Raw genomic sequence first — 15,493 nt, 5'->3', positions numbered from 1 at the left:
ACGCGCACGAAGTGGTCTCCCCAACACCCCACACCAGATGTAAGGAACCCTGGGATGAGGATTAAGGTCAACTGGGAACATTGATTTGAAAAAATCGGTGATCATGTTATTCTCTGAGTGTGTCGTGTGAGGAAAAGAATCGGCCATGGTAGCTTCTCTATCGTATCAAAATGGGCAAAAAGCTCGATCGCATCCCCTGTTATCCTTAGCGGGTTTGATTGAATTACCGCCATCACCCCTGTTTGGCACGGACGGAATTCGCGGCCAAGTGGGAGAATTATTAACTGCCCCCCTAGCGCTACAAATCGGATTTTGGGCGGGACAGGTATTAAAAAATCAGTCTGGTGTCACCAAACCAGTAATTATCGGTCAAGATTCGCGTAATTCCAGTGATATGTTAGCCAATGCTATCACTGCGGGGTTAACTTGGGCGGGAATAGAAGTCTGGCAACTGGGATTATGTCCTACTCCCTGCGTCGCCTATTTAACCAGAGAAAGCGAAGCGATGGGTGGGATCATGATTTCTGCCAGTCATAATCCTCCCGAGGACAACGGCATTAAATTTTTTGACGGCAGCGGCTTAAAATTGTCTGGCAGTTTAGCGGCACAGATAGAGGCGGGTTTAAGAGGCAATTTAGAATTAGCAGATAAACCAGTAAATTGGGGAAAAGCGACTTTTTGTCCCGAATTAATCCAAAAATACTATCAAGCTGTGATTGATTCCGTCGGGAAGGATATTAACCTATCGGGATTAAAAATAGTTTTAGATCTAGCTTGGGGGGCAGCCGTTAACCTAGCACCTTTAGTATTCCAAACCTTGGGGGCGGAAGTTATCTGCCTACACGATCGGGCTGATGGCGATCGCATTAACGTTAATTGTGGTTCTACCCATTTAGAAAGCCTACAGGCGGCGGTGATTAATCAGCAAGCGGATTTAGGGTTTGCCTTCGATGGCGATGCCGATCGAGTCTTGGCCGTGGATAGTCAGGGTAGAGTAGTAGATGGCGATTATATCCTCTATTTTTGGGGTCGTTCTCTCCTGGAAGCCGGACAGCTACCCGATGGGTTATTAGTAGCCACGGTGATGGCTAATTTAGGCTTTGAACGCGCTTGGCAAAAACTGGGGGGGCAATTCTTGCGGACTGCCGTGGGCGATCAGCACGTTCAGGCGCAAATGTGGGAAACTGGAGCCATGCTAGGGGGTGAACAATCCGGTCATATTCTCTGCCATCATTACGGAGTTTCTGGGGATGGAATGCAAACCGCCCTACATTTAGCGGCTTTAGTGCAGAAATCGGCGGTTTCCCTGGCTAATTTAGTCGATCATAGCTTTGTCACCTATCCGCAGATTTTACGCAATGTGCGGGTGGAAGATAGAGAAGTGCGGCGTAATTGGCAGCAATGTGAACCTTTGCGGCGGGAAATCCGCCAAGCTGAGACAGCCATGGCGGAAAAAGGCCGAATTTTGGTGCGCGCTTCCGGGACTGAACCCTTAATTCGGGTGATGGTGGAAGCAGAAACCCTCGAATTAGCCAATTTTTGGACAGAAAGGCTAGTGGAAGCGGTGCGAAGCTATCTTTTGTAGTCGATCAAGGGGGACAGGGATTATAATGCCCTTAGTCTAGCGTAGCAAGGGATAATTATGACCGGACTAAGTATCGATCGCCAGAAAAAAAGGAATAAACAAGGCCAAACAAAAGCTGATAGTCCCCCGCTTAGCATCCAAGAGAGACTTGCCCTCAAAAAAGAAGAAAAGCAAAAGAAACAAAAGTTAACGGGGTTGATTGTTTTTGCTATTTGTGTAGCAATTTTGCTCGGATTACCCCTCGGCTTATTATTTGATGCCAAGATAGGAGCTGCAGTAAGTTTAGCCTTGATTTTAGGAGTTTTCTCCTTTATCTATCCTCGCATGGCTCTTTGGGCATTTATTATCTATGTCCCCTTCGTTGGCACTTTTGTCTATTGGTTGGGAGGTAGTCAAATCCTCCAGATCAGTAAAGATATCTTTTATCTACCCGCTTTAATCGCCTTAGTTTTGGAATGTCGAAAAAAGCAATTACCGATTATTGTCCCGAAACAATTAGGTACAACCCTATTATTAATCCTGGCTTTCTGTATAGTCTGTCTATTAGTCGTCAATTTACAGAAACAATTGCCGCCTACTTGCGATTCCGTCGCTGGGATGACTATGTTTAGAGGTGGCCGTTTGCTCGGAATTCCCTGTCGAGACAGTGAGCCTTTTCTGCAAGGACTATTAGGATTTAAAATTTTGCTGGGTTATATACCCTTAATCTTCTGCACTTATTACTTAATTAAAGATAAACCAACCCTATTATTTTTTAGTCGTCTTTTAGTGACTTTAGTGATTATTTGTTGCGTTCTAGGACTAATGCAATACTGGATGCTGAAAACCGGTCGTTGTGAAGGAACTAGAGGCCTTGTGGCTGATTTACTATTCAAAGCCCACTTAGATGCAAGGTGTTTGGTCGGTGGGGCATTAGTGTATAGTCCGGAAGTGAATATGATCCGTTTACCTGGTACCTTTGTTTCTCCCTGGCACTGGGCTTGGTTTTTGGTCTCTAGTGCCGTGATTTGTTATACCAGTGCTTTTAGTGAAACTTCCCAAAAATGGCGGCTAGTAGCCCTAGTGGGTTTAACCCTAGTTGTTATTAATGCAGTGATCTCTGGGCAAAGATTAGCTTTCTTTGCTGTACCGATGATTATTGGTCTGATGACGATTCTTACGGGACAAATCGCTAACTTAAAACGATTTTTGCCGATTATTTTTGCCGCCGCTTTACTCCTAGCTATCGGTTTTTCTTTCCTTAACCCCGATTTTGTCCAACAACGCTACGATAGTGCCATCGGCCGTTGGCAAAACAGCCCCCCCACCCTTTTTGTTCAAGAACAGTTGGATATTGCTATCCGTAATCAGGGCGGTATTTTAGGTCGTGGACTTGGTGTGGCCACGGCTTCTGCTCGGGTTTTCGGTGATATATACTTTCTGGAAACCTATCACAGTAAACTTTTATTCGAGTTGGGGTACATTGGTTTTGCCTTGTACATGATATTCATGACCCATCTACTTTATCTGGCCTTCCGCACCTATCGTTCCCTCAAAGATCCGACTCTGCGAGGTTTTGCCGGTAGTTATTGGGTTTTCCTGGTCTTTGTTGCCTATCTTCCCTATTGGTATGCCCTCGATACGGATCCTGTCGGCGTTTATTACTGGATATTCGCAGGCGTAATTTTTAAATTACCCGTTATCGAAAAACAGGAACAAGAAGCCAAAATTCTAGCGGGAGAAACCGAAACAACATCCTCCAAAAAGAGCTTAAATTTTAAACGCAAGAGTATTTCTTTAGCCTGAAATGTGGGTGCTGGGTGTTAGTGGTTGGGTTTTGGGGTTTTAGTGGAAATTCCCCCATTCCCCCATTCCCCCATTCCCCCATTCCCCCATTCCCCCATTCCCCCATTCCCTGCTATGAATTTTCCCTCTATTTCTGTCATCATACCCACCTATCGACGCGAAGAGCCTCTTAAAGATACCCTCGATGACCTGCTCAAACAAGATTACCCCGACTTTGAGGTGTTAGTTATCGACCAAACCGCTACCCACAGCCCCGCCATACAATCCTATCTAGAAAATCTGGCTAATCAGCAGAAAATTAGCTGGTATCGCCTGGATTGGGCGAGTTTACCTGGTGCGAGAAATTATGGAGTCCGTCGCGCCCTGGGCGATATCGTTCTTTTTATCGATGATGATGTGCGGCTACCAGATAATTATCTCAAAGCACATAGTGAGAATTTTGTCAAGAACCCTGAGATAGGTGTAGTGGCCGGTCGGGTATTCGATCGCATGAAATTGGGTGACTCCCAAAAAATGGTGACAGATACCGGCAAACCCTACGAAATCGACTTTTTACCCCCCCAAGCCATGGATCCCGGCATTGCGTGGTATTACATCGATCTTGTTCACACCACTAAACCCCAGCAGGTAATCTCGGCTAGGGGCTGTAATATGTCTTTTAGAAGGGATATATTCACTAAATACGGCATTTGGTTCGATGAACGCTTTCGCGGCAGTGCCGTGCGCGAGGAATCGGATTTTTGCTTAAGATTACGCTCGACTCCCTATCATGTCTGGTACGATCCCACGGCTTATCTGATTCATTTAGGGGAAGAAACCGGCGGCTGTCATGATATTAGCACTCGTTCTTTGAGTTATCAGACGACTTTTTATCATAATCACTTTCTGATGGCCCTGAAAAATCTCACTCCCGCTCAACAATTGCGACTCTATGCTAAATTATTTGATTGTCACGTTCTTGGCAATCCTCCCTGTAATAAAGGTGGTTCCCCGATTAAAATCCTTTCTAGGGGAATTTTTTATAGTTTAGGTTTTCTGGATGCTCTGAAAACTCAAGTAAAGTCCCTCTGGAATGATGGTCAAATTTATACAAAACTAGATAATCTATGAGAATTTTAGTCGCTAGTCATACTTATGTCGTTGATCTCAACTGTGAGAAACTGCGCGCCCTGACAAGATTAAATCCCAATATTGAGGTTACTATTGTTGTTCCCCAACGTTGGCAACCGGGAGGAGTCCAAAATAAAATCATTGAAAGTCAACCGAAAATATCCGATAATTTCCAAGTCATTCCTATCTCTAATTTTAGCCAAAATAACCAAGCTTTATTAACTTTTGGTGTTGATATAGTTTCTTTATTAAAAAAGTTTAAACCCGATATTATTCAAGTGGAACAGGGTTCTAAATCTCTCGGATATGCCCAATTTATTACTCTGAATCGTCTCTTAAATCTCCGGGCTAAAAATATATTTTTTACTTGGTGGAATCTTCCCTATACTCCTAAATTTCCCATCTCTTGGTTAGAAGCTTATAACCTGAAAAATACCGATGGTTTAATCGCTGGTAATCAGGATGGGGTAGATGTGTTAAAAGAACGGGGTTACAGGGGTAAATACACCGTTTTACCACAATTAGGAGTGGATGAAGTCCTTTTTTCCCCCAGCAAGCAACCTGATTTAGCTCGATCTTTAGGCATTGAAACCGATGAATTTGTGATTGGCTTTGTCGGTCGTTTTGTGGAAGAGAAAGGCATTCTAACGCTGATTAAAGCTGTAACTAAATTAACAGGTAAGTGGAAGTTATTATTGTTAGGTCGGGGCATCCTGAAAGATAAAATAATCGGCGAAGCTACAGCCGCAGGAATAGGCGATCGCTTGATGATAGTGGAAAGTGTTCCCCACGATCAAGTAGTTAATTATATTAACCTGATGAACACTTTAGTTTTGCCTTCAGAAATCACCTATCGGGTCAAAACTTTAACTGCTGTGGGTTGGAAAGAACAATTCGGTCATGTTTTAATTGAAGCTATGGCCTGTCAGGTTCCTGTTATTGGTTCTGATTCGGGAGAAATTCCCTTTGTTATTGCTGATACGGGTTTAATTTTTCCCGAAAAAGATGGGGAGGCACTGGCTAAATCTATACAAACTCTCTTAGATAATCCCAGCTTCGCTCTTGAATTAGGCCAGAGGGGTTATCAGAGAGTAATGACCAATTATACTAATAAAGCCCTCGCTCAAAAACAATTGGATTTCTATCAACAATTGCTCTCTCGGTGATGGAAGTGGGGTGTGGGGTGTGGGGTGTGGGGAGATGGGGAAGTGGGGAGATGGGGAAGTGGGGAAGTGGGGTGATGGGGAGAAAAAAGCTGATAACTTACAACTGATAACTGATAACTGAATCACTGATAACTGATAACTGATAACTGATAACTGATAACTGATAACTGGTTATGAACCATTCTTGACACCCCCTAGTCTAAAGGGACAAGCAGCTAGGGGTGACGTGAATGATCGAGGTGATAACCGAGAAGCAAACAAGTGTGAGCGATCGAGAGTTAATCTTAAAGTGTCAAAAGGGTGATAGGGGTGCTTTTCGTCACCTTTACCGTCTTTATCAACCAAAAATCCGCTCTACTCTCTATCAACTCTGTGGACAGGAATTCCTAGAGGATTTTGTCCAAGAGGTATTTTTAAGGGTGTGGCGCGGGTTGCCGAAATTGCGTTCACCTGAATACTTTTCCACTTGGGTTTATCGGATCACTTGCAATGTGGCGATCGATGGTCGGCGACAATTAGCCAAAAGACAAATGAGGATCGCCAAAAGCACTGATCAGGAAAAGTCCCTTGATAGCGAATCCCGTCCCCAAGATAGTCCCGATTTGATGCAATTGCATTATGAGGAGGTGGTCCGACAAGGGTTAGAAATTCTCAGTTTAGAACATCGCGCTGTCCTTGTCCTTCACGATCTAGAGGACTTACCCCAAAAGGAAATCGCCCAAATCTTAGAAATTCCTCTCGGTACGGTGAAATCACGTCTTCATTATGCGCGTAAAACCATGGGTCAATTTTTGCAAAAACAAGGAGTTCTCTAATGTCCCCAGAAGATGACAAAGTAGTTAATTTTATGCGTCGCTATCGTCCATCGCTGCCACCTCGACCGATAGATGAAGAAGAACAATTAATGCAAATGATTAGGGGAGAAAGGCCGGTAACTTGCCCAAAATTGCCGCCTTTATTGAGGTGGATAACTGGTATTACTGCCTTATCTGTGCTGATTTTTGCTTCCTATCGTTGGTCTCATCCTCATCCACAACTGGGCCAAATTTCTGACGAGGAGTTAGAAGCTTTTTTAGTGGAGAGTTGGAACCATAGCATCGCTGCACCGATTGCTGCTCCTAGCGTTTATAGTTCGCCTTGGATGACCTTAAACGAGCCTCAACTCACCTATTCTACCTATAATCCTTAATTTCTTTGTGGAGGTCAATTATGTCCCTTTCTACTGTCTCGATTCTCGGCACAACCATGGCTTTAACTCTGGCGGCTAACCTAGTATCAACTGCCCCTGTGCTATCCTATCCCCAAGATGGTCTATTTATTGCTCAAACTAGCTCTCCCCAGCGTCCCGAGAGTCGTCCCCATCGGGTGGATAATTCTAGAGAAAGACTAATCGAACAATTGAACCTTAGCGATGACCAAAAGTCAAAAGTTGCCGCTATTCGTCAGAAATACCGGGGACAAATGCAAAAATTGCGAGAAACCATGAGAAGCAACGAACAAGAATTAAATAGTTTATTATCGAATAATGCCTCCGATCGAGATATCCGTGCTAAACATCAGCAAATCTCTCGCAATCGCCAAGAAATGAGTAACCTGCAATTTGAGAGTTTTTTGGAAATTCGCCAAGTGTTAACTCCCGCTCAAAGAACGGAATTTTCCCAGTTAATGCGGGAACGTTGCCCTAATTCCCCCAATTGCGGACGACAATAATTCCCATCAGTGCGGATTAAGATCGAGTTTGATGGCGATACATTAGAAAAACGGAAAGGATGGGTTACTTGCCCATCCTCAACTTATCATTGACTGATAAATTATCGTTTCCAAGTGACTTTTGGTAGGATATGATTCATATCTACCCGATTTTTATACTTGGTGGCGAAGTTTAGGAGGGAATCGAGGAGAGAATCGGAGAGATAGTGAGGTTGTAGGCCTAGATCGAGTAATTTTGTGTTTTTAGCGTTAAAATAATGTTCCTCTAACTCGATGCGCGGGTTGTCAAGATTGTTAATCTCCACATTTAACCCTAACGCAGAGCCAGCTTTTTTCACCATCAGTGCCAAGTCACCGACGCTAAACAGTTCAGTAAATTGGTTAAAAACGCGGAATTCCCCCGATTGAGCGGGATTTGCGATCGCTAATTCCAAACAACCCACGGTATCGCGTATATCTAAAAATCCTCGCGTTTGGCCTCCTTTACCGTACACTGTTAGGGGATGACCGATCGCCGCTTGAATACAAAAACGGTTTAAAGCAGTACCAAAAACCCCATCGTAATCGAGACGGTTAATCAACATCTCATCTATTCCCGTCTCTTCGGTGAGGACTCCATAAACCACCCCTTGATTGAGATCTGTAGCTTTTAAACCCCACATCCGACAGGCAAAATGGATATTATGGCTATCGTGGACTTTGCTGAGATGGTACATACTACCGGGCTGTTTGGGATAGGGTAAAGTATCCGTGCGACCGTTATGTTCGATCGTGATGTAGCCTTCTTCAATATCTATATTCGGTGTGCCATACTCACCCATGGTTCCCAGTTTCACTAGGTGTGCGTCGGGAAATTCCTCTTTCATCGCGTAGAGGATGTTTAAATTGCCAACCACGTTGTTAACTTGGGTTAAAACTGCGTGTTCGCGATCGATCATGGAGAAGGGTGCAGATCTCTGTTCTCCGAAGTGAACAATGGTGTCTGGTTGAAACTGTCGTAGGGATTGAATCAAAAAGTCGTAGTCATTAATATCCCCGACAAAAAGATCGATCGATTTTCCTGTCAGATCTTGCCAGCGTTGAATCCGATGAGATATGGGTGCGATCGGTGTTAAGGTATCGCAGCCTAATTGTAAGTCCCAATAGCGACGAACTAAACTATCAAGTATGCCTACTTCGTAACCTCTATTTGATAGATGGAGTGCCGTTGCCCAACCACAATAGCCGTCTCCGCCAATAACCAAAACTCTCATACAATATCTGTAAAGTTTATATACTCGTCTTTGGTAACTCTAGCAGTTTTGTGTCACCCTTTACCAACTTAATCTGCGTGAACATAGCGGGGGTGATGGGGTCCCTGACAGGTGTAGGTTTATTAAAAAGAGGTGAGCAGTCACACACTTAAGGTGAGAAAATCAAGCTAGAGATTTGGAGGAGCATCGTGAAAGGCAATGCTGAAAAACAAAGATCTCAAGCAGTGGTCGTGCATAGTTTCAGAGCATCTAAGCTGTTGAGCAGCCGAACGCCTTTGGTTAGCTATGTAGCCACTCTCTGGATGGTTATGATGGGTGGAGAAGCAGAAAATCAATTTCCTGAACCCAATTTGTCGCCACTTCCCCCCAACACACTGTCTTAAGAAAAACTCTCCACCTCAAATCCTGATGTCAGATTTCTGGTTTTCTTCTGGGTTCTATTACCCTAGTTGTAAAATACCTACACCTGTCAGGTGGGGAGTAGGGAGGAGGGGAGCGGGGGAGTGGGGAGAAAAAAGCTGGTAAAATGACTCTAGGCAACCTTAAAAACAATTCATGAAAGCGCAAACAACAAGTAAAGATAGCCTAATCCTACGGCAAGAAGTAGTGGGTTCCCGTCGCCCTAGTAACTATTTTTGGGCTGTAATCGTCTCTATTGGCGGTCTAGGGTTTCTCCTCGCTGGTCTTTCCAGTTATTTGAAGGTCAATCTACTTCTCGTTAGCGATACCAGTTCCTTACAATTTATTCCACAAGGAGTCGCCCTCCTCTTTTATGGCACTGCGGGGACGCTTTTAGCCACCTATCTCTGGTTATCTCTCCTCTGGAATGTCGGGGGTGGTTACAACGAGTTTAATAAGGAAACCGGCAAAGTTAAAATCTTTCGTTGGGGCTACCCTGGCAAAAATCGTCGCATTGATCTCGATTGGCCTCTTGAAGATGTGCAAGCTGTGCGGGCCGAGGTGCGAGAAGGACTCAACCCGAAACGGGAACTATTCCTGCGGATTAAACAGCGTCGCGATATCCCTTTAACTCGCGTCGGTGATCCGATGTCCCTCTCGGAATTGGAAAATCAAGGGGCGGAACTCGCTCGTTTTCTGGAAATTCCTCTAGAGGGATTGTAGGTCTTTTTTCGCTCTTTTTGGCTATAAAATGATGAAGATAAGAAAATCTTGGTGGTTGTCTGTAGTTTGTGTTTTTTTGATCGCAACGACGACACTTTTCGGCTGTTCTTCCCAAGAAGCTAATTCCACCCCCGATAATTCTAGTATCACCCAAACCTCTCAATCTGCCAGTTCGGGCAGTGTCAACATGGATAATTACAAACCCCGCTTAGATGGAACTGCCGTGGTCGAGATGATTATTAAAGGTAAACCGGTAACGATCGAAATTGATGGCAATGCGGCCCCAATTACTGCCGGTAACTTTGTGGATCTGGTGGAGAGAGGTTTTTATAATGGTTTAACTTTCCATCGCGTGGTTACAGAACCGCAGCCTTTTGTCGCCCAAGGTGGTGATCCCCAGGGTCGCGGAACTGGTGGTTTTGTCGATCCAAAAACCAAGCAATCTCGTTATGTTCCCCTAGAAATTCTCCTTAAAGACGAAAAAGAGCCGATTTATGGGAAAGCAATCGGTCAACAGGCCACGGCCCGCACTCCTATCGTCGCTTTACCCCATAAACGCGGTGCGATCGCGATGGCCCGTTCTCAACAACCTAATTCCGCTTCTTCTCAGTTTTATTTTGCCCTGTCGGATATCAATTTCCTCGATGGTGATTATGCCGTTTTTGGTTATGTCACTAAGGGAATGGAAGTGATTGATACGATTAAACAAGGGGATAAAATTGACTCGGCCAAAGTTATTTCTGGTGCAGAAAATCTGAAAAAATAGCGATCGGTTAGGGTGGGTTAGGGGGAAGATTAAATTATCGTCCCCCTAACCCACCCAATCATTTAATATTCCGATAACTGATAACTGATAAATGAATGTTGTAGTGACGGGAATTGGGTTGATCAGTTCTCTGGGAAATTTAAGTCAGAGTTGGCAAAGATTACTAGAGGGAAAAACTGGTATAACTAGGCAACAACCCTTTTCTGATTTACCCGCTTTACCCTTGGGTTTAATCGGTCACAAACCCGCATTTTTAGAGGATTTAACCAAAATTGCCCTGATTGCCGCCCTTGAAGACGCGAAGTTAACGCCTCCCTTAGAGGATTGTGCTGTCACTATCGGTTCTAGTCGCGGTTGTCAGGGTTTATGGGAACGGATGGCAGCGACGGGAATAGTAGAAAACTGGTTAGATAGTTTACCCGATCGCGCCTCGGTATTGACCGCTAGAATTATAGAAACCGGCGCCCCAGTCTTAGCACCCATGGCGGCCTGTGCCACGGGCATCTGGTCGATCGCTCAGGGTATAGAATTAATCAAAATGGGAGAATGCGATCGAGTTTTAGTCGGGGCGATCGAAACTCCGATCACTCCCTTAACTTTGGTGGGATTTGAACAGATGGGAGCTTTGGCGAAAACGGGCTGTTATCCTTTTGATAGAGCTAGGGAGGGCTTGGTTTTGGGCGAAGGAGGGGCGATTTTAGTCCTTGAATCGGAAGAATTGGCTTTAAGCAGAAATGCCTCCATCTACGGGCAAATTTTGGGCTATGGTTTTAGCTGTGATGCCGCTCATGTTAGCGCCCCGGCGGTGGATAATCGTAGTGCTACCAAAGCGATAGAACTATGTTTGCACAGAAGTCAATTAAGAAAAGATGAAATTAATTACATTCACGCCCACGGCACTAGCACCCGTTTAAACGATGAACGGGAGGCAAACCTGATCGCCAGCATTTTTGGCTCGCAAGTGGCTGTAAGCTCGACAAAAGGGGCAACAGGACACACTTTAGGGGCTTCGGGGGCGTTAGGTGTGGCTTTTTGTTTAATGGCCCTGAAAAATCAGCTAATTCCCCCCTGTGTCGGTGTGCGCGAGTCGCCTTTTCAATTAAATTTAATTAGATCGGCTGTTAATTTTTCTCCGCACAATTGTCTCTGTCTTAGTTTCGGTTTCGGAGGACAAAATGCCGCCATCGCAGTGGGGAAGTTTTTCGGTAATCAGTAATCAGTTCTTTCCTTGCCCGTCTCTGCATTTTTAACAAAACTTAACAATTATTGGCAAAATTTTGCTTGCTTTTGTCGGGAGATTTTGAAATAATATTTTTAAAGGATTTTATTCATAATAGGAATCTTTGAAATTAGCAAAATTTGCACAGATTTCCATTATTAGAAAAGCATAGCACAAGCCGCCGGCAAAGTCAAGTCCTTTCTTATTACTTATGGGTGCGAATTTCTAGGAGTCAAAAAGGGTATTAGTGGGGGTGCTAGGTGTTGGGGAGATTTTTCAGTGATCAGCGATCGGTAAACAAAGGGGGAGACGGGGAGAATAAATAAAAGCAAATCTCCTGGTAACTGATAACTGATAACTGGTAACTGATAACTGATAACTGATAACTGATAACTGATTATGGATACACCGCGACTACATCCGGATACGATCGAAGAAGTTAAACAAAGAATTGATATTGTGGATTTAATTTCCGAGAGAGTCGTCCTCAAAAAAAGGGGAATGGAATACGTCGGTTTATGTCCTTTTCACGAGGAAAAATCTCCTAGTTTTACGGTTAGTCCTGCCAAACAAATGTATTACTGTTTTGGCTGTGGTGCGGGGGGAAACGGGATTAAATTTTTCATGGAAGTGGGGAAACAATCTTTTAGTGAAGTGGTTTTCGAGCTTGCTAGAAGGTATCAAATTCCGATTAAAACTCTAGCAGTAGAACAGCGTCAGGAATTAGAACAGCAATTATCACTCAAGGAACAATTATACGAAATAATGGCCGTGGCGGTGAGTTTTTATCAACACGCCCTTAGTCAACCTCAAGGGGAAAAAGCGTTAGATTATCTCAAGGTACAACGACAACTAACCACAGAAACTATCGCAGCTTTTCAACTGGGATATTCTCCGGAAGGTTGGGAAACGCTCTATCGTTATTTAGTGGAACAAAAGCGCTATCCTGTGGCTTTAGTGGCACAAGCAGGATTAATTAAAGCGCGTCAAAATGGTAGTGGTTATTACGATCAATTTCGAGATCGTTTAATGATTCCTATTTTTGATAGTCAAGGACGAGCGATCGCTTTTGGTAGTCGCAGTTTAGGTAATGAACAACCAAAGTATCTAAATTCTCCCGATACTCCTCTATTTGAAAAAGGAAAAACTCTCTTTGCTCTCGATCGAGCTAAACAGACAATTATTCAGCAGGATTTAGCGATAGTTGTGGAGGGTTATTTTGATGCGATCGCTCTCCATGCTGCTGGTATTACTAATGTGGTTGCCTGTTTAGGAACAGCTTTAAGTCAAGAGCAAATTAAATTACTTTTGCGCTACAGTGAAAGTAAACAAATAATCTTTAATTTTGATGCCGATCAAGCGGGAATTAAAGCAACACAACGGGCGATCGAGGAAATTAACTCCCTAGTTTATTCAGGACAAGTTAACCTAAAAATCCTCAATCTTCCCGATGGTAAAGATGCCGATGAATTTCTTAAATCTCGTGCTGACGGGGTGAACGGATTCGACAAGCTCACCGCCGGTATTTATCGAGAACTAATCGAAAAATCTCCTTTTTGGATTGATTGGCAAATCTCGCAAATGTTGGTTAATAAAGATTTAAAACAGGGATTACATTTTCAACAAGTGTCTAGTAGTATGGTGAGTTTACTGCAAAAGTTAATCGATGGCAATCAACGGACTTTTTATCTAGATTATTGTGCTGAGATTTTGGCTCAAAAAGATGCTACTCGTTTGCCTTATATTTTAAAAAATCTCTCTAAACAGGTTAATAAACCTCAAGGAAAATCTCTGGCAATTAAGAGTAAAAATACCTTAGATAAATCCGAAAAAAATGGCACAGAAAAAGCCGAATGGTTACTATTATTAATCTATCTCCATTCTCCCGAATATCGGAGGCTCATTTGTGAACTTTTGGATGAAAAAGATTTAATTTTTAATGTCCCTGATTATCGTTGGTTATGGCAAGTAATTCTAGAGTTAGAAACCCAAATTACTAAACCAAGAGATTTGATGTCAGCTTTACAGAATCATTTATTGATAATCACCACGGACAAAAATCGTGATTTTAATTCTTTATTTCACTTAAATGAACATACCAGTCAGCAAATTTTGCAGCCAGAAGAACAAATTAAAGATGCTATTATAGCTATGGAAAAAATTAGTTTAATGGAATATCGTCGTTACTGTCAAGAACAATTAATTAATTCCCTCGACAGCAATCAACGGGAATTTTATCAGCAGGAATTCTATCAAACTGTTAATAAATTAATTGACATTGATCCTCACTACCAACAAGCTTAATTATCTAATTGCTTAGAAACTAGACAATTGTTCGACAATAATAGATACTAACTTATCCACTGCTCCTGCTTGTCCGCGCACTGCCCGCAATTTTTGCCGGATAGCCTCTAATTGTTCGGGATTTTCTAACCAGGATCTAGCTATATTTGCCACTTCCTCTGGTTGTAATTCCCCTAATAATTCTGGAACAATTTCGGCACCGGCCCAAATATTTGGCCAAGCATATAAACGCTTTTTCCGCAACATATAGAGATTAATTATCTTAGCAAATAAAGAACCCACCCCTGGCAGTTGGGCTAATAAACCGGGTAAACCGTCCCAAGTCCGCATCGCGTCTAGTTGCTGAGTCGGTAGTAAAATAATCATCGGGATTGCCAGCGCCCCTAATTCGGCAGTATTAGCACCCACCGTCGTTAAAGCTAAATGACAGCGAGAAAGCTGGTTATGGGCGGGAAAATCGGTAATTAGGTCAACTTTTACCCCCTTCGCTGTTTCTAGATAGGGTTTTTCGCCGTTTTTTAATTGGGCAGCACTCCAACCGGTTTTAGTGATCATCGGATTATAGCTAGGATCGGCAAATTTCGCCAAATACGCTAAATTTAGGGTAGGAGCGACGGGAATTAAGAATTTAGTCTGGGGATCCTGCTCGTGTATCTTTTCGGCAATGGTTAGGGTTAGGGGTACACCCTGGGCTAATTTCGAGGGTTTGGAACCCGGGAGGAGTGCAATTAAGGTAGTGTCATCGGGGGTGATAGCAGTGGGCAAATCCACCATTAAATCGCCGATAACGGTAAATTTATGCTGATATTGTTGGGGGATATTATTTAATACACTTGTATTCATCACGGCAAAGCGATCGATCCCCCGATACCAACGCGCTTCCCATTCCGCATAGATAACGGTGCGATAAGCCAAACGTTTACCGATGGTGAGGGCAAAAAATTGATCGCCTCCTAAAAATAAAACGATGCCCTTGGGGTGCCAATCCCAATTATCGGCGGTTTTTCCCCAGAAAAGAAAATTAAAGAAGTTTTCTGGCGACTGGACTCGATCGACCTCTGGATATTTCCTAACTACTGCCGTTTCCGCCCCCATAGAATGAGTACAAGGGGAAAGAATCACCGAAATCCGCAACAGCGATCGATCTTCTGTTAAGTTTTGTCGCAATCTCTTGACAACTGGACGCACCCATGTAGATATTTCTCCCGGACCATTGGAGAGAATGAGAAGATCAACTGGAGAATCAAACATGATAAGTAGTCGTGCAAAATTAATGTCTTGGTTAGGATAGGCAAAAGGCAAAAGGCAAAAGGCACTCATGCAAGGAGTGGTTAGATATGTGTAATTATAGTTATTTCAAATAAGAACGAGACACTAGGCGACACAATAAGTACGAATAATTTCATCAAGGGGTGTCCCCACAGGAGCATACATTCTTGCCCTCTTTAATGCACTAAAATCATGTTCGATATC

General features: G+C 43.4%; 13 protein-coding genes and 1 pseudogene. 11 read left to right on the top strand and 3 right to left on the bottom strand.

Annotated elements, in window-relative coordinates:
* Positions 1 to 145: 145 nt before the first annotated feature.
* From glmM to MiAbW_RS05405, 7 genes are all read left to right on the top strand, one after another.
* Entirely contained in the window at positions 146 to 1,585 is a 1,440-nt protein-coding gene (glmM, locus tag MiAbW_RS05435) for a phosphoglucosamine mutase (RefSeq protein WP_151695254.1), read from the top strand.
* Between the two features lie 57 nt (positions 1,586 to 1,642).
* Positions 1,643 to 3,370, top strand: a complete 1,728-nt coding sequence (hpsL, locus tag MiAbW_RS05430) for a hormogonium polysaccharide biosynthesis protein HpsL (protein ID WP_151695253.1) — start codon at positions 1,643 to 1,645, stop codon at positions 3,368 to 3,370.
* Positions 3,371 to 3,484: 114 nt separating this feature from the next.
* Positions 3,485 to 4,480, top strand: coding sequence for a hormogonium polysaccharide biosynthesis glycosyltransferase HpsN (gene hpsN, locus MiAbW_RS05425; RefSeq protein ID WP_151695252.1), 996 nt, complete (start codon positions 3,485 to 3,487; stop codon positions 4,478 to 4,480).
* Positions 4,477 to 5,646 carry a hormogonium polysaccharide biosynthesis glycosyltransferase HpsO gene (gene hpsO / locus MiAbW_RS05420; protein WP_151695251.1) on the top strand — a complete coding sequence of 390 codons (1,170 nt, stop codon included), beginning with the start codon at positions 4,477 to 4,479 and terminating at the stop codon, positions 5,644 to 5,646. Before hpsN ends, hpsO begins: the two co-directional genes overlap by 4 nt.
* A 230-nt stretch (positions 5,647 to 5,876) precedes the next feature.
* Positions 5,877 to 6,461 carry a sigma-70 family RNA polymerase sigma factor gene (locus tag MiAbW_RS05415; RefSeq protein WP_151695250.1) on the top strand — a complete coding sequence of 195 codons (585 nt, stop codon included), beginning with the start codon at positions 5,877 to 5,879 and terminating at the stop codon, positions 6,459 to 6,461.
* Positions 6,461 to 6,835 carry a hypothetical protein gene (locus MiAbW_RS05410; RefSeq protein ID WP_151695249.1) on the top strand — a complete coding sequence of 125 codons (375 nt, stop codon included), beginning with the start codon at positions 6,461 to 6,463 and terminating at the stop codon, positions 6,833 to 6,835. The genes MiAbW_RS05415 and MiAbW_RS05410 overlap by 1 nt, the downstream gene beginning before the upstream one ends.
* Positions 6,836 to 6,855: 20 nt before the next feature.
* On the top strand, positions 6,856 to 7,356 hold the full coding sequence (locus tag MiAbW_RS05405; protein WP_151695248.1) for a Spy/CpxP family protein refolding chaperone: 501 nt from the start codon (positions 6,856 to 6,858) through the stop codon (positions 7,354 to 7,356).
* Positions 7,357 to 7,457: 101 nt separating this feature from the next.
* On the opposite strand, the gene MiAbW_RS05400 is transcribed toward MiAbW_RS05405, so the two are convergent.
* Entirely contained in the window at positions 7,458 to 8,609 is a 1,152-nt protein-coding gene (locus tag MiAbW_RS05400) for an NAD-dependent epimerase/dehydratase family protein (RefSeq protein WP_151695247.1), read from the bottom strand.
* A 555-nt stretch (positions 8,610 to 9,164) separates the two neighbouring features.
* Here MiAbW_RS05400 and MiAbW_RS05390 point away from each other — a divergent pair.
* The 4 genes from MiAbW_RS05390 (at position 9,165) to dnaG (ending at position 14,020) form a co-directional block, all read left to right on the top strand.
* Positions 9,165 to 9,731 carry a photosystem I assembly protein Ycf4 gene (locus MiAbW_RS05390; protein ID WP_151695246.1) on the top strand — a complete coding sequence of 189 codons (567 nt, stop codon included), beginning with the start codon at positions 9,165 to 9,167 and terminating at the stop codon, positions 9,729 to 9,731.
* Positions 9,732 to 9,759: 28 nt separating this feature from the next.
* On the top strand, positions 9,760 to 10,497 hold the full coding sequence (locus MiAbW_RS05385) for a peptidylprolyl isomerase (protein ID WP_151695245.1): 738 nt from the start codon (positions 9,760 to 9,762) through the stop codon (positions 10,495 to 10,497).
* A 91-nt stretch (positions 10,498 to 10,588) separates the two neighbouring features.
* Positions 10,589 to 11,713, top strand: coding sequence for a beta-ketoacyl-ACP synthase (locus MiAbW_RS05380; RefSeq protein ID WP_151695244.1), 1,125 nt, complete (start codon positions 10,589 to 10,591; stop codon positions 11,711 to 11,713).
* A gap of 402 nt (positions 11,714 to 12,115) precedes the next feature.
* Entirely contained in the window at positions 12,116 to 14,020 is a 1,905-nt protein-coding gene (gene dnaG, locus MiAbW_RS05375) for a DNA primase (protein ID WP_151695243.1), read from the top strand.
* 12 nt (positions 14,021 to 14,032) lie between these two features.
* Here the strand turns inward: dnaG and MiAbW_RS05370 are convergent, their stop codons facing one another.
* Together MiAbW_RS05370 and MiAbW_RS05365 are read right to left on the bottom strand one after the other, a co-directional pair.
* On the bottom strand, positions 14,033 to 15,271 hold the full coding sequence (locus tag MiAbW_RS05370) for a lipid-A-disaccharide synthase (protein ID WP_151695242.1): 1,239 nt from the start codon (positions 15,269 to 15,271) through the stop codon (positions 14,033 to 14,035).
* A gap of 123 nt (positions 15,272 to 15,394) precedes the next feature.
* Positions 15,395 to 15,493, bottom strand: a pseudogene (locus tag MiAbW_RS05365) (IS630 family transposase); the annotation flags it as partial.

Origin of the sequence: Microcystis aeruginosa NIES-4325 (assembly GCF_008974145.1) — a bacterium.
In the GTDB taxonomy this organism is placed as follows: Bacteria; Cyanobacteriota; Cyanobacteriia; order Cyanobacteriales; family Microcystaceae; genus Microcystis; species Microcystis aeruginosa_G.
The sequence above is the reverse complement of the archived record's forward strand: the minus strand, read 5'-3'. Positions and strand labels throughout refer to the sequence as shown.